Source organism: Burkholderia anthina (assembly GCF_902498995.1).
GTDB lineage: Bacteria > Pseudomonadota > Gammaproteobacteria > Burkholderiales > Burkholderiaceae > Burkholderia > Burkholderia anthina.
In genome coordinates this window covers 1-26,025 of sequence record NZ_CABVLY010000037.1, presented here as the reverse complement: position 1 = coordinate 26,025, position 26,025 = coordinate 1, and the positions used below count along the sequence as shown (strand labels likewise).

Annotated in this window: 20 protein-coding genes and 1 pseudogene; 12 read left to right on the top strand and 9 right to left on the bottom strand. The window is 67.5% G+C overall.

Annotated features, from left to right (window positions below; all coding sequences use genetic code 11):
• Window positions 1–142: 142 nt before the first annotated feature.
• The 5 genes from BME24068_RS31920 to BME24068_RS31900 all read right to left on the bottom strand — a co-directional run bounded on the left by BME24068_RS31920 (window position 143) and on the right by BME24068_RS31900 (window position 8,936).
• Entirely contained in the window at window positions 143–1,849 is a 1,707-nt protein-coding gene (locus tag BME24068_RS31920; protein ID WP_174928470.1) for a DUF3300 domain-containing protein, read from the bottom strand.
• A 352-nt stretch (window positions 1,850–2,201) separates the two neighbouring features.
• On the bottom strand, window positions 2,202–4,037 hold the full coding sequence (locus BME24068_RS31915) for a S53 family peptidase (RefSeq protein ID WP_096504059.1): 1,836 nt from the start codon (window positions 4,035–4,037) through the stop codon (window positions 2,202–2,204).
• 700 nt (window positions 4,038–4,737) lie between these two features.
• The gene (locus BME24068_RS31910; protein WP_174928469.1) at window positions 4,738–6,225 is read right to left on the bottom strand and encodes an efflux transporter outer membrane subunit; all 1,488 of its coding nucleotides are present in this window, start codon (window positions 6,223–6,225) and stop codon (window positions 4,738–4,740) included.
• Window positions 6,226–6,238: 13 nt separating this feature from the next.
• A complete protein-coding gene (locus BME24068_RS31905) occupies window positions 6,239–7,825 on the bottom strand; it encodes an MDR family MFS transporter (RefSeq protein WP_174928468.1) in 1,587 nt (528 codons plus the stop codon).
• On the bottom strand, window positions 7,818–8,936 hold the full coding sequence (locus BME24068_RS31900) for an HlyD family secretion protein (RefSeq protein WP_174928467.1): 1,119 nt from the start codon (window positions 8,934–8,936) through the stop codon (window positions 7,818–7,820). Before BME24068_RS31900 ends, BME24068_RS31905 begins: the two co-directional genes overlap by 8 nt.
• A 93-nt stretch (window positions 8,937–9,029) precedes the next feature.
• Here BME24068_RS31900 and BME24068_RS31895 point away from each other — a divergent pair, with 93 nt between their 5' ends.
• Entirely contained in the window at window positions 9,030–9,827 is a 798-nt protein-coding gene (locus BME24068_RS31895) for a CerR family C-terminal domain-containing protein (protein WP_174928466.1), read from the top strand.
• A gap of 50 nt (window positions 9,828–9,877) precedes the next feature.
• Here BME24068_RS31895 and BME24068_RS31890 read toward each other — a convergent pair whose 3' ends face one another.
• Both BME24068_RS31890 and BME24068_RS31885 read right to left on the bottom strand, forming a co-directional pair.
• Window positions 9,878–12,358, bottom strand: coding sequence for a mechanosensitive ion channel family protein (locus BME24068_RS31890; protein WP_174928489.1), 2,481 nt, complete (start codon window positions 12,356–12,358; stop codon window positions 9,878–9,880).
• Between the two features lie 351 nt (window positions 12,359–12,709).
• Window positions 12,710–13,669, bottom strand: a complete 960-nt coding sequence (locus BME24068_RS31885; protein WP_174928465.1) for an LLM class oxidoreductase — start codon at window positions 13,667–13,669, stop codon at window positions 12,710–12,712.
• A 161-nt stretch (window positions 13,670–13,830) separates the two neighbouring features.
• On the opposite strand from BME24068_RS31885, the gene BME24068_RS31880 reads away from it, so the two are divergent.
• From BME24068_RS31880 to BME24068_RS31860, 5 genes are all read left to right on the top strand, one after another.
• Window positions 13,831–14,229: a lysozyme inhibitor LprI family protein gene (locus tag BME24068_RS31880; protein ID WP_162826171.1), complete on the top strand. Its 399-nt coding sequence runs from the start codon at window positions 13,831–13,833 to the stop codon at window positions 14,227–14,229.
• Between the two features lie 952 nt (window positions 14,230–15,181).
• Window positions 15,182–16,078 carry an NAD-dependent protein deacetylase gene (locus tag BME24068_RS31875; RefSeq protein WP_174928464.1) on the top strand — a complete coding sequence of 299 codons (897 nt, stop codon included), beginning with the start codon at window positions 15,182–15,184 and terminating at the stop codon, window positions 16,076–16,078.
• The gene (locus BME24068_RS31870; protein ID WP_174928463.1) at window positions 16,075–16,725 is read left to right on the top strand and encodes a DUF938 domain-containing protein; all 651 of its coding nucleotides are present in this window, start codon (window positions 16,075–16,077) and stop codon (window positions 16,723–16,725) included. The genes BME24068_RS31875 and BME24068_RS31870 overlap by 4 nt, the downstream gene beginning before the upstream one ends.
• 97 nt (window positions 16,726–16,822) lie before the next feature.
• Window positions 16,823–18,235 carry an NADP-dependent phosphogluconate dehydrogenase gene (gndA, locus tag BME24068_RS31865; RefSeq protein WP_096504039.1) on the top strand — a complete coding sequence of 471 codons (1,413 nt, stop codon included), beginning with the start codon at window positions 16,823–16,825 and terminating at the stop codon, window positions 18,233–18,235.
• Between the two features lie 200 nt (window positions 18,236–18,435).
• Window positions 18,436–18,780: a DUF4148 domain-containing protein gene (locus BME24068_RS31860; protein ID WP_096504037.1), complete on the top strand. Its 345-nt coding sequence runs from the start codon at window positions 18,436–18,438 to the stop codon at window positions 18,778–18,780.
• Window positions 18,781–18,882: 102 nt separating this feature from the next.
• On the opposite strand, the gene BME24068_RS31855 is transcribed toward BME24068_RS31860, so the two are convergent.
• Window positions 18,883–19,203, bottom strand: a complete 321-nt coding sequence (locus BME24068_RS31855; protein WP_096504035.1) for a hypothetical protein — start codon at window positions 19,201–19,203, stop codon at window positions 18,883–18,885.
• 411 nt (window positions 19,204–19,614) lie between these two features.
• Between BME24068_RS31855 and BME24068_RS31850 the strand changes: the two genes are divergently transcribed.
• Window positions 19,615–20,349 (top strand): peptidoglycan DD-metalloendopeptidase family protein, encoded by a 735-nt coding sequence (locus BME24068_RS31850; protein ID WP_096504033.1) that lies wholly within the window; start codon window positions 19,615–19,617, stop codon window positions 20,347–20,349.
• 48 nt (window positions 20,350–20,397) lie between these two features.
• Here the strand turns inward: BME24068_RS31850 and BME24068_RS31845 are convergent, their stop codons facing one another.
• Window positions 20,398–21,036 carry a Pr6Pr family membrane protein gene (locus tag BME24068_RS31845; protein ID WP_096504147.1) on the bottom strand — a complete coding sequence of 213 codons (639 nt, stop codon included), beginning with the start codon at window positions 21,034–21,036 and terminating at the stop codon, window positions 20,398–20,400.
• Between the two features lie 228 nt (window positions 21,037–21,264).
• Here BME24068_RS31845 and BME24068_RS31840 point away from each other — a divergent pair, with 228 nt between their 5' ends.
• From BME24068_RS31840 to BME24068_RS35605, 5 genes and pseudogenes are all read left to right on the top strand, one after another.
• Window positions 21,265–21,798 (top strand): cytochrome b, encoded by a 534-nt coding sequence (locus tag BME24068_RS31840; RefSeq protein ID WP_096504031.1) that lies wholly within the window; start codon window positions 21,265–21,267, stop codon window positions 21,796–21,798.
• Window positions 21,799–21,956: 158 nt separating this feature from the next.
• Window positions 21,957–22,325, top strand: a complete 369-nt coding sequence (locus BME24068_RS31835; RefSeq protein ID WP_096504029.1) for a DUF2946 domain-containing protein — start codon at window positions 21,957–21,959, stop codon at window positions 22,323–22,325.
• Between the two features lie 83 nt (window positions 22,326–22,408).
• Window positions 22,409–24,538: a TonB-dependent copper receptor gene (locus BME24068_RS31830; RefSeq protein WP_096504027.1), complete on the top strand. Its 2,130-nt coding sequence runs from the start codon at window positions 22,409–22,411 to the stop codon at window positions 24,536–24,538.
• Between the two features lie 221 nt (window positions 24,539–24,759).
• Entirely contained in the window at window positions 24,760–25,854 is a 1,095-nt protein-coding gene (locus tag BME24068_RS31825; RefSeq protein ID WP_174928462.1) for a triacylglycerol lipase, read from the top strand.
• Between the two features lie 3 nt (window positions 25,855–25,857).
• Window positions 25,858–26,025: pseudogene (locus tag BME24068_RS35605) on the top strand (lipase secretion chaperone); the annotation flags it as partial.

Sequence of the window (26,025 nt, the reverse complement as noted above, 5' to 3'; positions counted from 1 at the left end):
GCGGGCATCCGGCGATGCGTGCTTTCGTTGCCGGATGCCCGCGGTCGGGCGCTACCGAACGAGCCGGTCTCGTGCTTGATGTACGAGACGTCGCCACATGCGCTGACGACACTGCACGCGCGCATGTAGCGGCCGCTACCGTTCACTCGGGACGGTGTTCGTGCGGGTCGTGTTGCTGTTGCGGTTGCTCGGAGTGATGCTGAGCAGGCTCGGGTTGTCGTGGCTGCGGTGCTGCGTGTTCCTGCGGTTGCGGCTGGGCATGCGGCTGCATCTCCCTGCGCTGCTGTTGCTGTTGAGCCTCGTTGCGTTGCTGCATCTCGGCCCGTTGTTGCTGTTGCTGAGCCTCGTTGTGCTGCTGCATCTCCGCGCGTTGTTGCTGCTGTTGAGCCGCGTTGTGCTGCTGCATTTGCTTGCGTTGTTGCTGCTGAGCTTCGTTGTGTTGCTGCATCTCCTCGCGTTGCTGCTGCTGCCGTGCGTCGTTGTGCTGCTGCATCGCATTGCGTTGTTGCTGCTGTTGCTGCGCTTCGTTCCGCTGCTGCGCCTGCTCCCGTTCCTGCTGCATCGCCTGTTGAGCATGCATCGGGCCACCGGGCGCCTGCGGACCCGATGCATCGGCATGCGGCGCATTCGCGCGGTTCTGCTCGAACGCATTCGGCGCCGGCCGCGCACCCGGGCGTGCGTCATTTGCACCGAAGTGCGGCATCGTCATCGGCGCGGCGCCGGGAGACGGCCGCATCGCCTGTTCGCGCGGCGGCTCCGCGCCCGGCCGCATGCCGTTGCGCTCGAACGTATTGTTGTTGGTGACGTTGCCGCCGTCGTTGTTCGTGATGCGCGTGTTGCGGATGTTGGTGATGTTGTTGACCACCGTGGTCGACTTCGTCACGTACGTGGTGTGGTTGTACACCACAGCCGGACGCTGCCAGCCTTCGTTCCGGTCCGGGCCGCCCCGGTGCGGCGCGCCCCAGTTCATGCCCCACGCGTGCCAGCCCCAGTCGTGGTGCCCGAAGATCGCGGCGCCCACGGCAATGCCGATACCGAACGTGACCACGCCGGCCGCCACGGCTTCGCCGGTGGTGTAGGCGGGCGGCTGGTACACGTAGCCGGGATAGGACGACACGGGTTCGCCATAGACGACGGTCGGGTTGTACGACGGCACGTAGACGACGTCCGGCTGCGCGGGCTCGATCTCGATGGCCTGCTCCGGCGGCGGGATGACGGCCGGGCCGCTGTAGACCGCTGGTGCGTCGGCGGACGGCGCGTAGTTGGCCGGCGCGGCCGGTGCGACCTGCGTGACGTGCAACTGGCTGCCCGAGCGCAGATGGCCCGATGCCTGCGCACGCTGGCGCATCCCCTGGATCGCATTCATCACGTCGGTCGGGTCGTTGTAGTACGCCTGGCCGAGCGCGGTCGTCCATGCCGGGTTCGACGCCATTTGCGCGAGCACCGCGGGGAAGGCGGTCAGCGCCTTGACGGACGGATCCCACGGCTGCGTATCGGCGGCGGTCGCGAGTGCCTGCCCCTTCAACGACGGATTCTGCCCGACCCAGGTGTTGGCGGCCGCGATCTGGTCCGGGTACGTGGCGCCCGCGAGCACGAGTGCGACGAGCTTGTCCGGAAAGAGCGCGATCGGCGCGACCATCTGGTAGAGCTGGTCGGCGCTCGGCGGCTTGTACGCAACCGGTGCCGACGCGGGCTGCGGCGCGGACGCGGCGCCGGCATCGCTCGCCGGTGCGGACGGCGTGGACGTGCTGTCGTTCCTGTTACAGGCCGACAGCCCGAGCAGCGACACGATGAGGGACGACGCAATCAGCGTCCTGACGGGATGGCGAGGTGCGGAGGCAGCGGTCATGGCGTTCGTTCGATGCAGTGGAGGCGTAAGCGGGGATGCGAGGCACGCGACCGGCTCGAGCACGGTGTCGGCACCGTCCGTGCATGGGCCGGGGCATCGGCCTGAGAAAGAGGCGGACGGGAAGATCGGGTCCGCATGGTTGTTGTTCCGCGATCGATTCATATTCAGATAAACGCGCGACGGGTGCGGAAGGTGTCGCCATGTTGTGTAACAGTATGTGAGTGCCTTGCGGTCTGAAAGCATGAAGGAGCAACGAACCGGCCTGAAATAAAAAAACCCGCGAGGCCGTCGCGGGTTTTCTGTATCGGCGGGGCGGTTCCGGCCGTGGGCCGGAACACCGGTCATCGTGCCGTCATCGCGCGAAATCCGACGTACTCTTGATGAATGCGTTCAGCTTCGAGATGTTCACGCTGCCGAAGCCCGTCGTCGCGTCCCAGCCGGCTTTCGCGTTGTAACCGTAGCTACCGCTGCCGTTGTTGCCGGACGTGACGTCGTGCAGCAGCGCCGCGTTGCTCGGGAAGTACTTGTAGATGCTCGACGCCGGGAAGCCGAGCGCGTTGTTGTTCGCCGATTGCAGACGCGCCCAGATGCCCGTGAAGATCGGTGCGGCGAGACTCGTGCCGCCTTCGTTGTTCAGGTAGCCGGACCCCCACAGCGTGTTGGACGTCTGGCCGTTCACCACGAGGATCGCGCCGGTGCGCAGGTCGGCGTCGAAGCCGACGTCCGGCAATGCACGCTTGGTCGATCCGGTGAGGCTCGACGATTGCCACGACGGCGCGGCTTCGTACTTGCTGTAGCCGCCGCCCGTCGACCACACGGTGCCCGGCTGCCAGCTCGGATCGTTCCACACGACTTCGCTGTTGTACGCGTTGGTCGACGTGTTGGTGAACAGCGTCGTGCCGCCTACCGCGATCACGTACGGCGACGTCGCCGGCTCGCTCACCGTGTAGGTCGAGCGCGACGGCGTGCCGCTCGCGCATTCGTATGCGCCGTGGTCGCCGGCCGATACGGAGAAGGTCTGCCCCTGCGCGACGGCCTGCTTGAAGATGGTGTCGTCGGTCGCCTGCGAGCCGGTGCTGTTCGCCGACGATTCGCACACGCCGAGCGACACGTTGATGACCTTCGCGACGTTGTCGCTCACCGCCTTGTTGTATGCGGCGGTGATGGCCGTGAGCGTCATCGACGGCGCCACGTAGAACACGACCTGCTTCACGCTGCCGCCGGCGGCGCCGACGATCGACTGGCTGTCGAGATTCCATTCGACGGTGCCGTCGGTGTCGGTGTACGAACTGCCGGACGGGCCCGTCTTCACGATGCTGCTGCTGATCGTGCCGAGACCGTTGTTCGCGGCGAACGTATCGAGGTCGCTGACCGTTTGCGACAGATCGCCTTCGGAGATGATGCCGACCGTGGTCTGCGACGCCGTCGGCGTGCCGTCGCCGCCGTAGAGCGACGAGAACTCGGTCGGGTTGTGCGGCACCGCGGATGCGCCCGCGGGGATCGTCAGGTTACTGGTGTTGCCTTGCGGCTTGCTGCCCGCGCCGGTATGCATCAGTTCGACGTTCTGCAGCCCGAGCACCGCGCCGACGACGCCGCCGATCGCGTTCGGCACCTGCGCGGCATCGGTGTTCGCATAGACGCTGCGGCCGTTGCGCGTGAAGCGCTTGAGCGTGGTGCGGAACCCGGACTTGATCGTGGCCGCGGTGCCGGACGCGGAGACGAGCAGGCGGTTCGGCGCGACCACGATGTCGACGAAGCCGGCCTTGCGCAGGTGCGCGACGACGGCCGCGACCTGCTGGTCGGTCGGCGCGTATTGCGCCGCGAACTGCGCAGGCGTGAGGAACTGCCTGTAGTGCGGCGAGCCGGGCGTATGCAGGTCGCGCAGGTACTGGTCGAGTTGCGCCTCGTTGCGCAGGTTCAGGCCGAGCACGACGTCGACCGTTTCACCGGGCGCCATTTCGGTCGCGGCTGCCGCGGCTGCCGCGGTGCTTGCCGCCGGCGCGCCGGCGGTACTGCTGCTTTCGCCTTGCTGGACGAGCGGCAGAAATCCCTTGGTGCGCGTCTCGGTCCAGCCGGCGGCCGGTGCGGCATGGACGGCCGTCATGCCGAACGTAGCGGCTGCTGCGGCGGCGAAGGCGAGCTTGACGATGCGGATGTGCTTTTGTTTCTTGTCTGCAACCTGATTCATTTGAATTACCCCTCCGGTTGAACATCGAACGGCACGAACAACAACGGTCGACAGCGGCGCCGATCGTGCGCCGCCGATATCCGCCGCGCCCGCACGGATGGTGCGGACGCAACGGGGCCTTTCGCCCGATCCGGAAAGACGGTCGTTCTCCGGGGGCGAAATGCTGGAATGCTCGGTAACGGGAGGGCTGCGCCGCGAGGCGAAGCAGCCGGATTTGACGCAGGCGGGATGGCTAGAGCAACAGCTTCGGTGTCCTGCTCATTTGGTTCGATCCTTCGGCTCGCTGCCGGACGGCAGGTGCCCAATGAAATGCATCGGATGTTGCATGCACCGACGCAAAGAGGATGGGGTCGGCGACGAGAACTTCGGTGCGGCGGAAGCGAAATGCGTGGAGCGGAAGCGATTGCGTGTCTTGCAATTCGTCAGATTGCTTGCATCGGACGGTATCAAGAATGAAAGTCGGGTGTCAAACTTTTTCTGATTATATGAAACAAAATTAAATGGAATAAAGCGAAATGATTTTGAAAAGATTGGCGGAGATTTGTAATTTTCAAATCCGGTATCGGATGCAATAGCGGATCGATCCGCTCGATCATTGACGAATCGATTCGTAATGCGCGAGCGGTTGTCGAGGAATCATTCGAATCGGCTCGATTGGCCGGATCGATGCGGCTGCATGCCGCTGGCGGTTTGCCGCGCGTCAACCGGCGTTCGTCTGCCATCCGAGCCCGAGGCTCTTCTGCAGCGACACGTAATCCTTGATCAGTTCGGCTTGCCCGGCGATCACGTTCTGTTGAGCGGCGAGCGCTTCGCGTTGCGTATCGAGCAGATCGATCATCGATGCGACGCCCGCGCGATAGCGTTCGTCCATCAGCGTGGCCGAATGCGTGGCCGACGTCTGCACCTTCGTCAGCGCGACCACGTGTTCGCGCTGGTGTCCGTAGCGCTGCAGCGACGTGTTCGCGTCCTGCAACGCGCCGAGCACCGCTTTCTGGTAGTTCGCTTCCGCTTCGTCACGCGACGCTTCGGCTGCGCGCACCGCGCCGCGCGTGCGTCCGAAGTCGAGGAGGTTCCATTGCAGGTACGGCGCGCCGATCCACGTGAAGTTTTGCTTGCGGAACAGATGGCCGGGATCCGTCGCGCTGAAACCGAGATCGCCGAGCAGCGTCACTTTCGGGAAATAGTCGGCGATGTGTTCGCCGATCTGCGCATTGCTCGATGCGAGCCGGCGCTCGGCCGCGCGGATGTCCGGCCGCTGCTTCAGCAGCGCGGCCGGATCGCCGACCGGCACGCTCGCGGGTAGCGCCGGCAGCGGCGTGTCCGGCGCCGACAGCGCGGCATCGAGTGCGCCGGGCGCACGGCCGGTCAGGATGGCCAGCCGGTCGAGCGACTCCGTCACCTGCGCGTCGAGCGGGATCAGCGACGCGCGCGTGTTCTCGACCTGCGTCGTCAGGCGCTCGATGTCCGCATCGGCGGCGACGCCGCGCGCGCGGCGCTGCTCGGTGAGTTCGAGCATCTTCTGTTGCAGCTCGGCCGTGCGCTGCGACAGCGCGAGCCGTTGCTGCTGATCGCGCAGGTCGACATACGCGGTCGCCACTTCGGCCGCGATCGACACCTGCGCGTCGGCGAGATCGGCGTCGACCGCTTCCGCCTGCGTGGAGGCGGCTTCGACCGCGCGACGCGTGCCGCCGAACAGGTCGATTTCCCAGGTCGCGTCGAAGCCCGCCGAATACAGTTGCAGCGGACCGGAGCCGCCAAGCGACGGGGACGAGCCGCCCGACTGATTCGAGCCGTCCGACGGCAGCAGCGAGCCGAGCGCGCTGACGTCCGGCTCGCGCATGCGGATCGCGGCGACGGTGGCCGACGACTTCGGCAACTGGGCCGCGCGCTGTTGCGAGAGCTGCGCGCGGGATGCCCGCAAGCGCGCCTGCGCGGCGTGCAGATCGGGGTTGTGCGCGAGCGCGGCGGCAATCAGGTCGTCGAGCTGGCGATCGTGCAGCGCATGCCACCACGCGCTCGGCGCGGGCGCGGCGGTGTCGACGCCCGATGCTGGCGCGCGCACGAAGGTCGGTGCGTCGGGCGCAGCGGGCGCGCCGTGGTAGTCGGGGCCGACGGTACAGCCGGCGAGCAGGCATGCGGCCGCGCACAGCGTGAGCGCGGGGCGGCGGGGCAGGGAGAAGGGCTTCATCGCGTAAGACGGTTCAATGGCCGGATGACACCGGTTGCGGGCCGCGCGGCGTTTTCAGCAGCAGCGCGAGCGGCACGCACGCAAGCAGCGCGAGGCCCAGCAGGTAGAAGGTTTCGGAGTAGGTCATCACGACGGCCTGGACCTGAATCTGCTGCGCGAGCTGGCCGAGCGCGCGCATGTTCGAATACGCGAGGTCGCCCGTGTGTGCGAACCAGTTCGCCGCATAGTCCGACAGCCGCGCCTGCCCGATCAGCGAATTGGCCGTCACCGATTCGCGCAGCGCGGCGGCATGGAAGGTCGTGCGCCGGTCGATCACGGTGCCGATGATCGCGAGCCCGATCGAGCCGCCGAGGTTGCGCGCCATGTTGTAGAGCCCGGCCGCGTCACCCGAATCCTCGCGCGCGACGGCGGCCATCGATGCCTGGTTCAACGGCATCATCGCGAGCATCTGCGCGACGCCGCGAATCAGTTGCGACCACACGAAATCGTGGCCGACGCTCTGCGCGGTCAGGCTGATGTCGAGCATGCAGCTCAGGCAGAACAGCAGCAGGCCGGAAATCACGAGGATGCGGAAGTCGACCTTGCCGAGCAGGCGCGGCAGGATCGGCATCACCAGAAACGCGGGCAGGCCCGACAGCAGCATGATCGAGCCGGCCTGTTCCGCGTTGTAGCCCGCGACGATCGCGAGGAACTGCGGCAGCAGGTACGACACGCCGTACAGCCCGGCGCCCACCGCGGACACGATCACGATCACGCTTGCATAGCGCGGGTTGCGCATCAGCGACAGGCGCATGATCGGCCGCTTCGCGAAGCGCTGCGACAGCGCGATCAGGATCATCCCGGCGAGCGACACGTAGCTCAGCGTCACGATCATCTGCGACTCGAACCAGCGTTCGCGCTGGCCTTCCTCGAGCACGACGGTCAGCGAGCTCAGCCCGATCGCGAGGCCCGCGATCCCGAGCCAGTCGGCATTGAAGAACGTGTTCCATTGCGGCTTGTCCGACGGCAGCCCGAACACCAGCAGCGCCATCAGCAGCAGGCACACCGGCAGGTTCAGGAAGAAGCACCAGCTCCAGCTCACGTTCTCCGCGAGCCAGCCGCCCAGCACGGGGCCGAACAGCGGGCCGAGCAGCACGATCAGGCCGAACAGCGTCATTCCGACCGGCAACTGCGACAGTGGCAGCCGCGTGCGGATGATCGTTTGTGCGGTCGGGATCAGCGCGCCACCCGTGAAGCCCTGGCCGATGCGCCCGGCGATCATCATCGCGAGCGAATGCGACCAGCCGCACATCATCGAGAACGCGATGAACAGCGCGGCGTTCGTCAGCAGGAAATTGCGGAGTCCGAAAACGCGCGTGAGCCACGCGGCGAGCGGGATCATCACGATTTCCGACATCAGGTAGCCGGTCGAGATCCACGTGCCCTCGGTGCCGGTCGCGCCGATTTCGCCCTGGATCTGCGGCAGCGCGGAGTTCGTGATCGAGATGTCGAGCGTCGCCATCAGCGCGCCGAGTGCGCCGGCGGCAACCGCGATCCAGTCGGTCGCGCTCGCGCGGCCTTCGTGCGGCGGCGCGGGCGGGGTGGCGGCGGTGTCAGCCATGATGCTTCTCGTTGTCGGCCGAATGCGTGTCGACGTCGACGGTCACGGACAGCCCCGGCAGCAGCAGGCGTTGCGCGCGCGCATTCGCGGCGAGGCGGATGCGCACCGGCACGCGCTGCACGATCTTCGTGAAGTTGCCGGTCGCGTTCTCGGGCGGCAGCAGCGCGAACTGCGCGCCCGTGCCCGGCGCGAAGCTGTCGACGGTGCCGCTGAGCGTGTCGTCCGGCAGCGCGTCGACGTGCAGCTCGACGGGCTGGCCGATGCGCATCCGGCCGATCTGCGTTTCCTTGAAGTTCGCGACGAGGTAGAGCGCGTCCACCGGCACGACGGTCAGGAGGCGCGTGCCGGGCTGCACGTACTGGCCGACGCGCACCGTGCGGTCGCCGACGCGGCCGTCGAGCGTGCTGCGCACGATCGTGTTGTCGAGATCGAGTTGCGCCTGCGCGGCGCTGGCCTGCGCGGCTTCGAGCTGCGCGCGCGCCTGTTGCAGCTGCGCGGTAAACGACGCGATCTGCGTGCGGGCGGCGGCGATGGACGCGTGGTTCGCGGCAAGCGTCGCGGCGGCCTGGTCGCGCGTGCTCTTCAGATCGGCGACGCGTTCGTGCGTTTCGGCGCCGGTCGCCGCGAGCGGCGCATAGCGCGCGTATTCGTCGCGCGCATGCCCGGCGTTGATCTGCGACACCTTTGCCTGCGCTTCGGCCTGTTCGAGGTTCGCGCGCTGCTGGCTGATGTCGGCTTCCGCGCGCGCGATGTCGGCGCGGCGTGCGTCGACGGTCGCGGTCGATTGCGCGAGCGCGACCTGGTACTGGCGGACGTCGAGCCGTACGAGCGGATCGCCAGCCTTGACCGTCTGGTTGTCGCGCACGTAGACGTCGGTCACGTAGCCCGCGACCTTCGGTGCGGCCGTCATGTTGTCGGCCTGCAGATACGCGTCGTCGGTGCTTTCGATGAAGCGGCCGACTATCCACCAGCGGCCGAGCCACACGGCGCCGCCGATCGCCGCGAGCACGACGACGGCGATCAGGATGCGCCGCTTCGAGCCGCCGTTGCGCGGCGATGATGCGGGTTCCTGACGATTTGCTTTCGATGACGGGTCTTGCGGCGTCGACATGCGGGACATCCAATTTATTCCGATCGGAAGAATTATTCCAGTTGCTAGAATTGTGTCAAGTAGAATGTCGGTCGATCGAATGACGAGGAAGGCATGAACGAAGCGAAGAAGCTGCGGCGCACGTCGGCGGCCGGCTACGCGCGCGGCGACGAGACGCGCCAGCGGATCATCGAGGCGGCGATCGAGCTGTTCGGCGAATACGGGTTCGCCGGTGCATCGACGCGCGACATCGCTGCGAAGGCTGGCGTCAATGCACCAGCGCTGCAGTACTACTTCGAGAACAAGGAAGGCGTCTACCGCGCGTGTGTCGACGCGATGGCCGAACTCGGCTGGAGCGTGCTGGGCCCGGCGGTCGAACATGCGCGGGCGGTGCTGGACGCGGATGCGGACGTCGACGCGCTGATCGACGCGTTCATCGGCATCCTTCGCATGCTGGCCGACCGGATGTTCACGGTGCCGAAGACGCTGGGGCAGCGGATGTTCTTCGCGCGCGAGCAGGTCGGGCAGGAGCCGGCGAGCGCGACGGAAATCCTGATGAAGCGCGTGCGCAAGCCGCTCAACGACGTGAGCGCCGAGCTGATCGGCCGGATCTCCGGGCGGGCGGCCGACGACCCCGTCACGCGGCTGCGTGCGATGAGCCTGTTCGGGCAGTTGACGGTATTCCATCTCGTGCCGCGCTCGACGCTGCAACTGCTCGACTGGGACAGTTTCGACGGGGAAGGCGGCGCGCTGCTGATGGCGACCATTGCCGATCAGACGCGTGTGCTGCTCGAACACTGGCATGCACAGCGCGGCGTAGAGGGCGGCGAACAGGCCGTCGGCGCGAAGCCGGCCGTGCCGGCAATCGCATCGAAGCGCGCCCCGCGCGCGAAGAAAACCGCCGGGCGCTGAGCGCGGCGGTCAGTCGTCGGCAGGCGACAACGCCGCCGGCATCGGCACGATCAGTCCGGCTTGCGCGCCGGTGCCGCGGGCGGCGGCGGTTCGGCGGCCGGCGTGCCGGTGGCGTGGTCGCCGTGTTCATGGCCATCGTCGTTCCCGGGCGCGGCAGGCCGCGAACCCTGCTCATACGCGACGAGACTACGTTGCGGATTCGCGATCCGGATCCCGCGCTCGGCGAACATCACCGCGATCCGCCGGTTGAATTCGCGCTGCACGCCCCAGCGCGCCGAGTCCTTGCACTGCACTTGCCCCGCCAGCGCGATCGTCGCGCCGTCGACCTGGTCGATGCCCCAGTAGCTGAAGTCCGACAGGATGCCGTCCTTGTAATTCGGGTCCTCGCGCAGCGCGGCGCCGATTTCCTTCAACGTCGCGATCGCGCGATCGATGTCCTGGCCGTACGCGATGCTGACCTTCACGGCGGCGTTGCCGAGCCCGCGATTCGTGTTGTTGACGGTCGTCACCGAGCTGAACGGGATCGTGTACAGCGACCCGTCGCCCGCGCGCAGCCGCACCGTGCGGATCGACAGGTATTCGACCGTGCCGGACACGCCCGCGAGCGTGACCCAGTCGCCCACCTGCATCGCGTTTTCCATCAGCAGGAAGATTCCGGTGATGAAATCCTGCACGAGCTTCTGCGAGCCGAAGCCGAGCGCGACGCCGAAGATGCTCGCGCCGGCGAGCAGCGGACCGATGTTCACGCCGATTTCGCTGAGGCCCGTCAGCACGACGACGAGCGCGATCATGATGAACAGCAGCGAACGCAGCATCGGCAGCAGCGTGCGCAGCCGCGCGGCCCGCACGAGATTGCCTTCGCGGGTCCACTGCTGCAGGCGCCGCTCGATCGCGATGTTCGCGGCTTCCCACACGATCAGCGCGACGACGGCCGCGATCGCGATCGTTATCAGCGCCGACGCGAGCCGATGGCCGATCGTGCCGCTTTCGAATGCGTGGAAGATCGGCACGCCCCAGATCTGCAGTAGCAGCACGACGGTCACGACCGCGATCACCGCCGACACGATCTGGCGCAGCAGCGGGTAGTAGCGATAGGCGTGAAGATGGACGAGCGTGCGATCGTCGTCGCGGTGCTGGAACAGCCGCGCGAGCGCGCCGAACACGACGATCGACACGATCCGCATGCCGATCATCACGGCGATCGAGCGGCCGCCGAGCGTGATCAGCACGCGATAGCCGTTGTGGACGTCGAGCGCCCACACGAACCACAGCGCCATCACGACGAATACCGAGGCGGGCGCCCAGGCGTCGGCGAGCGCATTGCCGATCATCGCGAAGGTCGGGCGGTCCTCGCAGGCCGCGCGAATGCGCGCGGCGACCGGCTGGCGGCACTGCAGGATCAGCGCCGAGACCATCAGGTGGCCGACGAGTGCGATGGCCTTCAGCAGCGCGACGTGGCCGGCATCGCTGAGGCCGAAGTTCGCGGCGATCTCGACCGCGGCCGTGCAGGCGCCGACGACGATCGCGATCCGCGCGATCGAGCGTTGCGCGAACGCGGCCCACGCGTCGCTGATGTGCAGCAGTCGCAGCTGCCGCGCATCGGGCTGGAAGAACAGCCGGCTGACGATCGTCACGAGGCGGCAGATCACGTAGATGTCGATCAGCGATTCGAGTGCGCTTTCGATCGGCGTGCCGGCGGCGTCGAGGGCCGACATCGTCAGGCTCGCAGCGCCGACGAACACCAGCAGCGGCACGACCCGCAACGCGAGGCTGACCAGCGCGCGCGGCATCCGGCGCAGCAGGGTCGTGTGGCGGCGCGCGTGGCCGCGGCCTTGCGACGACGCATCGGGTGTATCGGTGTCGTCGGTCTTCGCGGCGGAGTCGGCCGAGGCCGCCGCCGACACCGTGTCGTCGTCGGGCCCGGGCGGCTCGGCCCCGGATGGCCCGGCCTCGGTCCGTCGCGACGCTTCCGCGCGACGCGCGCTCAGTGCGGCCAGCGCGCGCCGCAGCAGCCGCTTCGCGAACCATTCGACGACGAGCGCGGGCATGAGCACGGCGAGGATGATCAAGATCGCGTGCGTGAGGTCCGCACGCTCGTCGGCGCGGACCAGCCGTTCGTGCCACCAGCTTCCGACCGAGCCGACATCGAGCAGCGAGTGCAGCGATTCGTTCAGCGCGCCGCCGATTTCCGCTGCCCAGTGCGATCCCTGCCGGACGACCATCGACGCGAGCCCGTTCGTCGTGAGCGTGGTGGGCGCTGCCGCCGTCGACGCGGCGCTGGCCGCGGCCGCGCTGCTCGCGGGAACCGCCGGCGCGCTCAACACGCCGACGGCCGCGATCGCACGCAAGGTCGTCTCGACCTGTTCGCGTTCGCGCGGGTTTTGCAGCACGGAAAGCGCTTGCTGCGCCTGTTGCGGCGTCAGCGCGGGCGTGGCGCCGGAGGCGGCCGATGCGGCGGCCGGAGCGGGGGCGGCCGCATGAGCGGCCGATACGACGGCGGCGAGCAGCCAGCCGAGCAGGAAATGTCGCATGAGTAGGCATGCGGGCGCGCTTTGACACGCGGCCCGCCGGTCTGGACGATGGGCGGAAGTTAACATGATCGCGATCGGAACCGAATAGTTCCGTCGATGAATACTTGAATCGGGCATGCGACAGGCACGGTGGGCGTGTGTGGCTTGCCGGAAGATGTGCATCGTGCGGGAAATTGTCTGGCCGCGAATGCTTGCGGCCCGCGATTCGGAAATCGCGTTCGTGCGCGATCGCGGCACATGACACGATGGTCTCGATGGCGCTTGAGACGGGAACGAAATGTGCTCGCCGTCGATGGCTGGCGTGCCGCCGGTAGCTTCGTCAGCATGAAACTGATTCGAATTCCTGATGAATTATCCGCGATCGTCATGGAAGATCGGCAACACGTGCTCGGCGACTTCCTCGATGATCTCGCGGACGGGCCGGTCCGAACCGGGGTTCAGCGTGACGTGATGCGTGCCGGCCGCGCGCATGTCGCGCAGGATGTCGATCAACGCATGCCGTCCGGTCGCATAACCGAGCGGCAGCGCGGTGGCCGGCGTATCGCGGTGCGCCGCGAGGTCGAGCCGCATCGATACGCCGAATGCGCGAAATGCCGGTTGCGGGAGCCGGTCGACGGCCGCGCGCCACATCGAATGGCGGGCGCGCTGCGTGTCCGGATCGCGGTGATACGTCATCCAGCCGATCGAGTTGCGCGCGATCCAGTCGACGCTCTGTCCGCCGGAGCCGACCGCGAGCATCGGCACCGCGTCGTCGCCGCGCGGCAGCAGCGTGAATTCCGGTGCGTCGGGCGGCGCGTCGTCGGGCAGCACGCGCGACGGCACGCCGAGCGCGGCCGCGATGATGTCCCAGTGCCGGCGATACCGGTCGCGTCGCGTTTGCGCATCCACGCCGAACGCCGCGTATTCAGGCGGCCGGTCGCCGGAGCCGAGCCCGAGGATGAAGCGCGAACCGGACAGCGTCGCGACCGACAGCGCGCCTTTCGCGACATGCAGCGGATGACGCAGCGGCAGCACGATCGCGCCGCTGGCGAGCACGATCCGGCGCGTGCGCGACGCGAGCGCACCGAGCAGCACCCATGGATCGAGATGTCCGACCGGATCGGGATAGTCGGCGCTGTTCAGCGGCACGTCGCGAATCCACAGTGCGCGAAAGCCGAGCGTATCGGCAAGCGCGGCGAGTTCGAGCTGCTCGTTGAAATCCGCGATGGTGTTGCCGCCGCGAAGCAGCGGCAGCGTCAGGCCGATCGACAGCCGCTCGGCCGAGAAGACGCGGTGCGCGACGCCGGCGCGGTCGGGGGCGGGCAAGGGCATGTCCAATCCTTGAAGTCGGGGAGGTAGGCTCGCCACGCGAGTCGTGCCGTGCCCGCATGCTAACGTGTTTGCGCGCGGCTTGCGGCGCGCGCCGGCCGGCAATCGAACGCATCGGCGGTTCCGGCATAATCGGCGCGTTCCGTCATCAGGCAATGATCAGAATGAACGCACTTCAGCAGACGATGGCCGGCCTCGCGGCGAGCGCGGTGCTGTCCGTGGCGGCATGCGGCGCTGTCGCGGACGAAGCGCCGCGCGCCGATATCTGCAAGACCGCCGAAGAGTCGGGCGTCACGGCCGACATCCGCAATTGCCTCGGACTGAAATACGACGCGGCCGACAAGCGGCTGAACGCCGTCTACAAGACGAAGATGGCGAGTCTCGACGAGGCGGGCAAGCTGAGGTTGCGCAACGACGAGCGCCGCTGGCTCAAGGCACGCGATGCCCGCTGCGCGGAGTCGCGGCAGCCCGATGCAGGCGGCACGCTCGGGCTCGTCGAGCACGACAGTTGCGTCGTCGACGAAACCGAACGCCGCGTGAAGGCGCTCGAAGCCTATCGGTGATCGGGCGTCCTGGTCACGCGATCGACTGCCGTTACACGATCGACTGTAAGAAGATCGTCAGCGTTGCACGGATCCTCTCGACGCCGCATCCCGTCCCATTCCTGTAACACCGCCGCCGCGGCAAACGTTGCGTGCCAAGGTCGATCGTGCGGGCCTTTTCCCCATCGTTTCACTTTCGAAACGTTCGCGTGTATTCATCGCGGCCCGATTGCCGGTGGGGCCATTTCACCTGCCCGCGCGGCCTTGTGCCGCGAAGCATGGTGCGCTCCTTGCATATCCGTATGAGCCGTGAGCGCGATCGCCGGCGGAGTCGGTCCGGCAATCGCTTCAGTGGGTCGGACGCATAGAAGACGGGGACAAGAGAATGAAAACACACCGAATCGCAACGCATCGTGTTGCAAACATGAATCGCCGACCTGCCCGTGGATTCGCTTCGCCGCTGATTGTGGCGACATGAGCACACGGCTTTCCGTTCCATCTGATCGAATCAGGTTCGTTCTGGACGACGACGTGCAGGCGTGAGGCACGAGGCCGACAGGTGCCAGTCGGCCGTCGGGGATGAACCGCTGGTGCACGCTGATGGGCGAGCATGACCTCCGATCGATACTTCGACGCGCAAGACGCGAGCGCGCCGCATGCATCCATGCGTCGCACGCGCCGCATGGCGGCGATCCGCGCGACATCGGGCAACCGAAAACATAGAACCGAACACGTCATTCAGGGGAAAGGTCCGCCGGCCGCATCGCGGCGGATGCGACGACATTGTGCTGTCAGTTGATCCACTACCCCGATGGATCAATTGTTGAAGCGCCCATCGCCATGAGGTCGATGGGCGTCTTTTTTGATGTGCCGGCCGCCGGCCGGATCGCACGGCGTTCTGTATCATGTGCTGGCGCGCTGGCCGCCCGTGCGGGCGCACGGCCTGCCGGCACCCCGATCACGCACCGTCGACATGAACGATACCGCCTTGCACGACCCTTCATCCGCCGGCATCGAGCCGGCTGCGCTCGATGCACTGCACACGTTCGTCGAGCGCCATCCGCGGCTGCTCGTGTTGACCGGCGCCGGCATCAGCACGGATTCCGGCATTCCCGGCTATCGCGACCGCAACGGTCAATGGATGCGCTCGCCGCCGATTCAGCTCCACGAATTCCTCGGCTCCGATGCGGCGCGCCGACGCTACTGGGCGCGCAGCATGATCGGCTGGCCGGTGGTCGGCCGCGCGCAGCCGAACCGCTCGCACGTCGCGCTCGCGCGGCTCGGCGGTGCCGGCCGGATCGAGCGGCTCGTGACGCAGAACGTCGACGGGTTGCATCAGCGCGCGGGCAGCGGTGGCGTGATCGAACTGCACGGCGGGATCAACGGCGTGACATGCCTCGATTGCGGCGCGCATCATGCGCGCGCGATGATCCAGACCGTACTCGAAACGGATAACCCCGAATTGCTGGGCGCGCAGGCGGAGCCGGCCGCCGACGGCGACGCGCACCTCGAATGGGGCGCGCTCGACACGTTCCGCATTCCGGCCTGTCCCACATGCGGCGGGCTGCTGAAGCCGGCGGTCGTGTTCTTCGGCGAGAACGTGCCGCGCGAACGCGTGGCGCTGGCGTCGCAGGCGCTCGACGCGGCCGATGCGCTGCTCGTCGTCGGTTCGTCGCTGATGGTGTATTCGGGCTACCGCTTCTGCGTGTGGGCGCAGGCGCAGGACAAGCCCGTCGCCGCGCTGAATCTCGGCCACACGCGCGCCGATCCGATGCTGACGCTGAAGGTCGAGGCGCGCTGCGCGCCCGCGCTCGATGCGCTGACGGCGCGGATGGGCGTCGGCGATACCGCACCGGAGCGTGCATCGTGAGCGGGCCGACGTTGCCGCCGGATGCACCCGATCCGTCCGTGAGGTTGTCGGCGCCGGCGGCCGAGCGCAACCGCGAACCGATCCTCGACGTGCTGCGCCGCGTGCTGCCGGCGAGCGGCAGCGTGCTCGAGATCGCGAGCGGCACGGGGCAGCATGCGGTCCATTTCGCGCAGGCATTGCCGGCGCTGCGCTGGCAGCCGAGCGACCCCGACGCGCACGCGCGCCTCTCGATCGCCGCGTGGGTCGCGCATGCCGGCCTCGCGAACCTGGCCGAGCCGCTCGCGTTCGACGTGCGCGACGCAGCGTGGCCGGCCGCGGCGCTCGATGCGATCGTCTGCATCAACATGATCCACATCTCGCCGTGGGCGTGCACCGACGCGCTGTTCGCCGGCGCATCGCGCGTGCTGCGCCCGGGCGGCGTGCTGTTCCTGTACGGCCCGTATCGCCGCGAGGGCCGGCACACGGCGCCGTCGAACGAAGCATTCGACCTGCAGTTGCGCAGCCGCGACCCGTCGTGGGGCGTGCGCGATCTCGAGACCGTCGTTGCGCTCGGCCTCGACCGCGGGCTCGATTGCATCGAGGTCGTCGAGATGCCGGCCAACAACCTGAGCGTCGTATTCCGGCGCCTGCCGCACGCCGAGCAGTGACGAGCATGCGCGCATCGCGGCCGGGTTTCCACTATCCTTTCGCCTGTGCGCGCGGCCCGGGTCGGGTCGCGCCCTGTTTTTTCCGGAGAATCGAATAATGGGCAAACAAGCAATCGGTGTGATCGGGCTCGCGGTGATGGGCCGCAATCTCGCACTCAATATCGAGAGCCGCGGTTACGCGGTGTCGGTGTACAACCGCAGCCGCGAGAAAACCGACGAACTGATCGCCGAATTCCCCGGCCGCAATCTCGTGCCGACCTATACGCTCGAAGAATTCGTCGCGTCGCTCGAAACGCCGCGCCGAATCCTGATGATGGTGAAGGCCGGCGAAGCGACCGACGCGACGATCGCGTCGCTCAAGCCGCTGCTCGAGAAGGGCGACGTGCTGATCGACGGCGGCAACACGCATTTCACCGACACGATCCGCCGCAACCAGGAACTCGCGCAATCGGGCCTGCATTTCATCGGCACCGGCGTGTCGGGCGGCGAAGAGGGCGCGCTGCGCGGCCCGTCGATCATGCCCGGCGGCCAGCGCGACGCGTACGATCTGGTCGAGCCGATCCTCAAGCAGATTGCCGCGAAGGCGCCGTCGGACGGCGAGCCGTGCGTCGCGTACATGGGGCCGGACGGTGCGGGCCACTATGTGAAGATGGTCCACAACGGGATCGAATACGGCGACATGCAGCTGATCGCCGAGAGCTACGCGGTGCTGAAGGACGTCGCGGGCCTGACCAACGAAGAACTCGGCGCGGTGTACACCGAGTGGAACCAGGGCGAGCTCGACAGCTACCTGATCGAGATCACGTCGAAGATCTTCGGCAAGAAGGACGACGAAACCGGCAAGCACCTCGTCGACGTGATCCTCGATCGCGCCGCGCAGAAGGGCACCGGCAAGTGGACGAGCCAGAACGCGCTGGATCTGGGCGTGCCGCTGCCGCTCATCACCGAATCGGTGTTCGCACGCGTGCTGTCGTCGCTGAAGACGGAGCGCGTCGCGGCCAGCAAGATCCTGTCGGGCCCGGCCGCCGCGCCGTTCGACGGCGATCGTGCCGCGTTCATCGAAGCGGTGCGCCGCGCGCTGTACCTGAGCAAGGTGATCTCGTACGCGCAGGGCTTCGCGCAACTGCGCACGGCATCCGAAGAGTACGGCTGGAGCCTCGATCTCGGGACGATCGCGAAGATCTTCCGCGCGGGCTGCATCATCCGCGCGCGCTTCCTGCAGAAGATCACGGACGCGTACGCGAAGGATCCGGCGCTCGCGAACCTGCTGCTCGATCCATACTTCAAGGACATCGCCGCGCACTACCAGGCGTCGCTGCGCGACGTCGTGGTCGCCGCGGTGAAGGCCGGCGTGCCGGTGCCGGCGTTCGCGTCGGCGGTCGCGTACTTCGACAGCTACCGTTCCGAACGGCTGCCGGCGAACCTTGTGCAGGCGCAGCGAGATTTCTTCGGCGCGCACACGTTCGAGCGTACCGACAAGCCGGGCAGCTTCCACGCGAACTGGTCGTAACCGGCCCGCGAGGGCGGCATTGTTGCGAAATTCTATTCTTTGAGTAGGGTTTTTGATTCCCGGATCCCGGAATTGTTGGTTCCAAGGAAACAGTGTTTTCGTTCTTTCATGGTTTTCCCTAAGGGACGCCAGGACTAAACTCTGTTCCATCGCTGCAGACATGGTGTGTGCGGCGGAGCAAAAAAATTCCGGAGGTAATCATGAAATCGCTGATCGCAACGTTCGCTGCAGCTGCCGTCCTCGCCGTTCCCGCCGTGTCGTTCGCCCAACAAAACGCGCCCGTCACCCGTGCGCAGGTGAAGGCCGAACTGTCGGCCCTGCAACAAGCCGGCTACAAGCTGGGCAGCGACCGCACGGACTACCCGGCAGGCATCCAGGCCGCTGAAGCCCGTCTGAACCCGCAACAGAACGTCGCCGCCGCCGATACGACCGGCTACGGTGCACAACCGGTCGCCCAGCAAGAGTCGGGCGCTCCGGCCGTTGCGAAGGCCGGCTGGCAAGTCAAGCGCGTGTCGGATGGCGCACCGGTCTACAAGGGTCGTTAATCGAACGGCCGCCCTGGCGGCCTGATCGAACCCCGAAGTACAAGCAGCCCGCCGTTCCGTATCACGGAACGGCGGGCTGTTTTCATTGGCATGCCGCGCGGATCAGTGCAGCGGCCGCGGACCGCGTCCGATTGCCGCAAAGGGGCCGCCGGCCGGCTCCAGCGCCTGCAGCCACGTTTCGTCGTAGCCGCTGAGCGAGTCGAGTGCTTCGCGCAGTCGCTCGATCGCGAGTACCGGCAGCTCGACGCTGTGGCGGGTGGCGCCCGTCAGGTGCGTGACGCTTGCGAGCTGGACGAGCGCGTCGGCCGCTTCGGCGACGTCGGTGGCGAACAGCAGGTGCCGGTTGAGCAATTCGACGAGGCCGCTGGAACCAGTGAAATCCTCGGCGTTGAGCTGCACGGATAGAAACGTCGCGTTGTTCATTGTGATCTCCTCGTTGTCGCTGGATCGTGCTGCATTCCGCAGTATAGGAGGCGTCCGGCCGGGTGACGGCGGGTAGTTCGACGCCGACTGCCGCGGCCTCGCGGCGCGGCGCAAGCCCGCCGGATGGCCCGCCGGGCGCGGCTTGCGGGCCGCCGGCACCCGTGTGCGGCGCCGCAAGAATGTTGCCGGAACGCGTGCTTGTCGCGGCCCTGACCGCGACAAATGGTATCTTTGCCGATCGGAGCGACGCGAAAAAGGGGCCGGTGAGTCCGTTCGCGTCGACGTTCCGCTGTGGAAACTGACGGCCGCGAGAGCGGTCGGATACTGGTCGGTCCGGCTTTTTGGCCGGACATCGTGCGTCGCGCGCCGGGGGGCGGTGGGCGGCGCGACGACGCAACTCCGGGAGGACCCTTGAAAAAAAATATTCCGATCCACGATTCCCTGGCGCGCTGGCTGCCGCAGGCGGCACTCGTCGCCGCGGCCGCCGCGCTGACGGGCTGTACGATGACGCCGTGGACCGACAACTGGCAGCCGGTGCGCCCGTCGACGCCGACGTCGGCCGCCACGCCGGGCGTGATCGCCGGCTATTACCGCGTGAATCCGGGCGACACGCTCGCGGGCATCGCGGCCGCCTACGGGCAGCGCGTGCAGGACGTCGCCAGCTGGAACCACATGGCGCCCACCGACGCCGTGTCGCCGGGCCAGGTGCTGCGCGTCGCGCCGCCGCCTGCCGCGACGTCGCTCGGGCAGCCGTCCGCAGCCGTTGCACAACCCGGCTCGCTCGCATGGCCGGCCACGGGCAGCGTCGTGACGCCGTTTACGGCCGGCAAGACGCGCGGCGTCGTGATTGCCGCATCGGGGCCCGATCATTCGGTGCGCGCGGCGGCGAACGGGCGCGTGGTGTATGCCGGGTCGGGTGTGAAGGCTTACGGGCCGCTCGTGATCCTGAAACACGATAACGGGCTCATCACGGCCTACGGGCACAACGGCAAGCTGCTCGTCAGCGAAGGCGACGCAGTACGTGCCGGCCAGCCGGTCGCCGAGATGGACACCGACGCGAGCGGCCGCGCGACGTTCGAGTTCGAAGTCCGGCAGAACGGCAAGGTCGTCGATCCGATGAACTTCCTGCCGCGCAACGGCGGCTGACCGGCCGCGTCACGACGTGTGCGCCGTGCGGTGCACACGCTCCCGCCTTCATCCTTCCTTGAGCGTCGCGGCGCCGGACGGTCTTGCGTGATTGCCGATCCAGCGGATGCCGAGCGCAAGTCCCGCCGCGCCGAGCGCGATCAACGAGCACTGGATCGCCACCGGCAGGTAGCCGTGCGGCCGCGGATCGACGAACGGGTACGGATACCAGTTCTCCAGCGCGCCGCGCACCAGCGTATAGCCGAGATAGACGACCGGAAAGCCGAGCCACGCGAACGCGCTGCGCCGCGCGATCGGCGAGCGCGGCTCCACGTACAGCCAGTCGCACAGCATCACGAGCGGCACGATCCGGTGCAGTACCCAGTTGTTGAGGGCCGGCGTGATGTGGCGCAGCGCATCGAGCCGCGCGAGCAGCAGTTCGTAGACGATCGCGGTGATCAGCACGTACAGCACGGCGGCGCCGCGCATCGATTCGTAGCGGGCCGAGCCCGGGCGCGCGATGCGCCGCAGCCCCGCGGCCAGCATGGCGGCCGCGTAGAGGCTGCTGAGTTGCGTGAAGTAGCTGAGATAGTTGCCGAGATGAAAGCTCGGCATGGCCCAGTCGTTCGCGATGCTGTGCAGCGTAGTGGACACCGCGAGCAACGCGGCGATCAGCCGATAGGCCGCAACGAAGAACGCCTTGCTCATGATGGCCGCGTAACGTCGCACCAAAGCTCCATCGTGCCACAGCCGTTTGCGCACGCGATGCGGATTTTCCATATGCCGGCACGCGGCGGGACAGCATCGATTCCTCGGTTATTTGATCCGGTCGCGCAACAGCGGACGCGCGGACGGCTACAATCGGGGCAGCCGCCCGGCCCAGGCCAGCCGCGGCGCGCTTTCCCCGAATACAACACGAGAAACACGAGACCGAGCATGAGAAACATCCTTGCGAAACAGACGCGCTACAGCTCGCCTGCGATCTTCTTTCACTGGGCCATCTTTCTGCTGGTGGCGCTGGCCTACCTGGCCATCGAGATTCGCGGGCCGAAAGGCAGCGACAGTCGCGTGTTCTGGATGAACGTGCACCTTCTGGCCGGTACGTTCGTGCTGGTGCTGTCGGTGTTGCGCGTGCTGTGGCGGGCGGTCAGCCGCGTGCCGGAAGCGATCCCGCAGGCGACGCTGCTGAAGTGGCTGTCGAAGCTCGCGCATTTCGCGCTGTACGTGTTCATCATCGCGCAGCCGCTGCTCGGCATCATGATGGTCAACATGGGCGGCAAGCCCGTGTCGCTCGACTGGATCGGCGTGTCGTTTACGCTGTTCGGCCCGGACAAGGCGCTGCGGCCGACGATCAAGGAGGCGCACGAACTGATCGGCAATGCGTTCTACTTCGTGATCGGCCTGCATGCGCTGGCCGCGCTCTATCACCATTTCATTCGACGCGACGACGTGCTGCGACGCATGGTGTGATCGCCGCGCGCTGACGCCGCGCAGCAGCCCCGGGGGCGCATGGTTGTATTGACAACCATGCGCTCCCGGGCCGTTTACCGGTCTGCACGGCTGGCTATCGCGCCGAACATTCTGTAACATCTCGGCTGTTTTTACATTCCGCTTACGCACCGCCGCGCATGTTGCATCGACATCGTCACTTGACCGCCTGGCTCGGCGTGTTCGCGATCTGGATCGCGATCGCGGCGCCGCTGGTGTCGCAGTGGCGCATCGCACAGGCGGCGACGCCCGATGCAATCGTCTGCAGTGCAGAGCATGGCGCGCACCGGTCGGCCGGTGCGGCCAGCGCGCACGATCATGCGTCGCATCTCGATGCATGCGGATACTGCGCATTCTTCGCGCATAGTCCCGCGATCGGCGGCCCGGCTGCCGCACCATTCGCGTTCGTCCCCGCCACGACCGTTTCCGCCGCCGCACCGCATGCCGTCGCGGCGCGCGACGATCGCTATCCGCGCGCGTATCCACGCGCACCGCCCGAGCGCGCCTGACGCGCTGTCTTCCGTTTTTTCATCGCCGATATCCGTGCGGTCCGCCGAGACCGCGTGGAGGGCGTCACTCGGGCATTCGATCCATGAACACTTTCTTCTTGCGCGCGCCGACGGCGTCGCGCCATTCCCGTACGCGGCGCGTGCCGCGGATGCTGCAACTCACCGTTCCCGCGCTGGCCGTCAGCGCCATGACCGCGGCGGCTGCCGCCGAACCCGCGAGCGCGGCCGGTACGCCGACCGACGACGCGACCGCGCTGCTGCCGCCCGTCGAGGTCGTCGCGTCGCCGCTGACGACGCCGCTCGTCGTCGTCACCGATCCGAAGACGCCGCGCCAGCCGCTGCCGGCGAGCGACGGAGCGGATTATCTGAAGACGATCCCCGGCTTCACGTCGATCCGCAGCGGCGGAACCAACGGCGACCCGGTGCTGCGCGGGATGTTCGGTTCGCGGCTGAACATTCTCGCGAACGGGCTGCCGACGCTCGGCGCGTGCCCGAACCGGATGGACGCGCCAACTTCGTATATCGCGCCCGAAAGCTATGACAAGGTCACGGTCGTGAAGGGGCCGCAGACCGTGCTGTACGGTCCCGGCGCATCGGCCGGCACCGTGCTGTTCGAGCGCGTGACGCCGCGCTTCGAGCGGCCCGGCATGCGCTTCGAGGGCAGCGTGGTCGGCGGCTCGTTCGGCCGCAACGACCAGAACGTCGACGTGACGGCCGGCACGCCGGATGGATATGGCCGCGTGAGCGCGAACCATGCGCACGCGCAGGACTACAAGGACGGCAACGGCAATACCGTGCCGTCGCAGTGGGACAAGTGGAACGCGGACGCGGCGCTCGGCTGGACGCCCGACGATCACACGCGCGTCGAACTGACGGCCGGCACCGGCGACGGCTACGCGCGTTATGCGGGACGCGGGATGGACGGCGCGCATTTCCGTCGCGAGACGTTCGGCCTGTCGTTCGACAAGCGCCATCTCGGCGACGTGCTCGACCGGATCGAGGCGCGCGTGTACTACAACGAAGCCGACCACGTGATGGACAACACCACGCTGCGGCAGCCCGATCCGACCAGCAGCATGCCGATGCGCATGGCGTCCGAAGTGCGGCGCCGCACGCTCGGCGCGCGCGCAGCGGCGACGTTCCGCTTCGGCGACGACTTCAAGCTCGTGACCGGCGTCGATGCGCAATCGAACCGGCTCGACGCGCGCTCGGCGATGGGGTGGCAGAACTACGGCGACCAGCCGTGGAATGCGCAGGCGACGATGTGGAACGCGGGTGCCTTCGGCGAGCTGACGTGGTACGCGAGCGACGCGTCGCGCGTGATCGGCGGCGCGCGGGTCGACTACGCGAGCGCGCGCGACAAGCGCGCGACGACGAGCGGGATGATGACGAGCAAGCCGAATCCGACCTTCGACGACGATCGCGCGCGCGTGCTGCCGAGCGGCTTCGTGCGCTACGAGCGCGATCTCGCGTCGCTGCCTGTTACCTGGTACGCGGGGATCGGTCACGCGGAACGCTATCCCGACTACTGGGAGCTGTTCTCCGCGCAGCGCGGGCCGGCCGGCTCGATCAACGCGTTCTCCGCGGTGCGGCCGGAGAAGACCACGCAGCTCGACATCGGTGCGCAGGTCAAGAGCGACCGCTTCGACGCATGGGTGTCGGCCTATGCCGGCTATGTGCAGGACTTCATCCTGTTCAACTACGCAGCCGGGATGATGGGCTCGACCACGCAGGCAACCAACGTCAACGCGCAGATCATGGGCGGCGAAGCCGGCGTGTCGTGGCGGCCGGTCGCGCCGCTGCGCGTCGAGACGTCGCTCGCCTACGCGTGGGGGCGCAACGCGACGAGCGGCGAGCCCTTGCCGCAGATGCCGCCGCTCGAGGCGCGCGTCGGGCTTGAATACACGCGCGGCGCATGGTCGGCCGGCGGCCTGTGGCGAGTCGTTGCGCCGCAGCATCGCTATGCACTGAATGAGGGCAACGTGGTCGGCAAGGACTTCGGCCCGGGCGCCGGGTTCGGCGTGCTGTCGCTGCACGCGCAGTACAACGTCAGCAAGAAGGTGCAGGTCTCGATCGGCGTCGACAACGTGCTGAACAAAGCCTATGCCGAGCATCTGAACCTGGCCGGCAACGCGGGCTTCGGCTATCCGGCGAACGCGCCGGTGATGGAGCCGGGGCGTACCGCATGGGTGCGCGTGAGCGCGAAGCTGTAACGCCCATCGCGCATGTGCGATGCAGCATGCGCGCGTACGAACGCGGCCCCGCCTGAACGGGCGGGGCGCGTCAACCGATTAGAGAACCGTATCTAGTCGGGGCGCAAACGTTCGCGACTCGTGATTCACTCCCGCATTCGACGCACACGGTGCCGGCGACGCATCGTGCACGTCGATCCGATCTCATTCGTACCGGCAGCACAATAATCAGGAGAACATGCATGGCCAGATCGATGCGTTCCAGGGTGGTGGCAGGGGCAGTGGCATGCGCGATGAGCGTCGCGCCGTTCGTCGGGACGACCGCGGCGGTGACGCTCGCGACGACGCACTCGGCGATGGCGGCAATCGCGCCGGTGGACAACTACGCGGCGACGCGCTATCCGATCATCCTCGTGCACGGGCTCACCGGCACCGACAAGTACGCAGGCGTGCTCGAGTACTGGTACGGTATCCAGGAGGACCTGCAGCAGCACGGCGCGAACGTCTATGTCGCGAACCTGTCGGGCTTCCAGAGCGACGACGGCCCGAACGGGCGCGGCGAACAGCTGCTCGCGTACGTGAAGACGGTGCTCGCCGCGACGGGCGCGACCAAGGTGAACCTGATCGGCCACAGCCAGGGCGGCCTGACGTCGCGCTATGTCGCCGCGGTCGCGCCCGATCTCGTCGCGTCGGTGACGACGATCGGCACGCCGCATCGCGGCTCCGAGTTCGCCGACTTCGTGCAGGGCGTGCTCGCGAACGATCCGACCGGCCTGTCGTCGTCGGTGATCGCCGCGTTCGTCAATGTGTTCGGGGTCCTGACGAGCAGCAGCCACAACACCGACCAGGATGCGCTCGCCGCGTTGAAGACGCTGACGACCGCCCAGGCCGCAACGTACAACCAGAATTATCCGAGCGCCGGCCTCGGCGCGCCGGGCAGTTGCCAGACGGGCGCGCCGACGGAGACGGTCGGCGGCAACACGCATCTGCTGTATTCGTGGGCCGGCACGGCGGTCCAGCCGACGATCTCCGCGTTCGGCGTCACGGGTGCGACGGATACGAGCACGATTCCGTTGATCGACCCGGCCAACGCGCTCGACTTGTCGACGCTCGCACTGCTCGGCACCGGCACGGTGATGATCAATCGCGGCTCGGGCCAGAACGACGGGCTGGTGTCGAAGTGCAGCGCGCTGTACGGGAAGGTGCTCAGCACGAACTACAAGTGGAACCACCTCGACGAGATCAACCAGTTGCTCGGCGTGCGCGGCGCGTACGCGGAGGATCCGGTCGCGGTGATCCGCACGCATGCGAACCGGCTGAAGCTCGCGGGCGTGTGATCGATGACGGCACGTGAAGGACGCGCGCCGCTCGCGCGGCGCGTTGCGCTCTACGGGGCGGTGGGGCTCGCGGCGATTGCCGGCGCGGCGCTCTGGAGCGGCGCGGCATCGCATCGCGGCGCGGCTGCCCCGCGCACGTCGGCCGATGCGGCAGCGCTTGGCGGCGCGGCC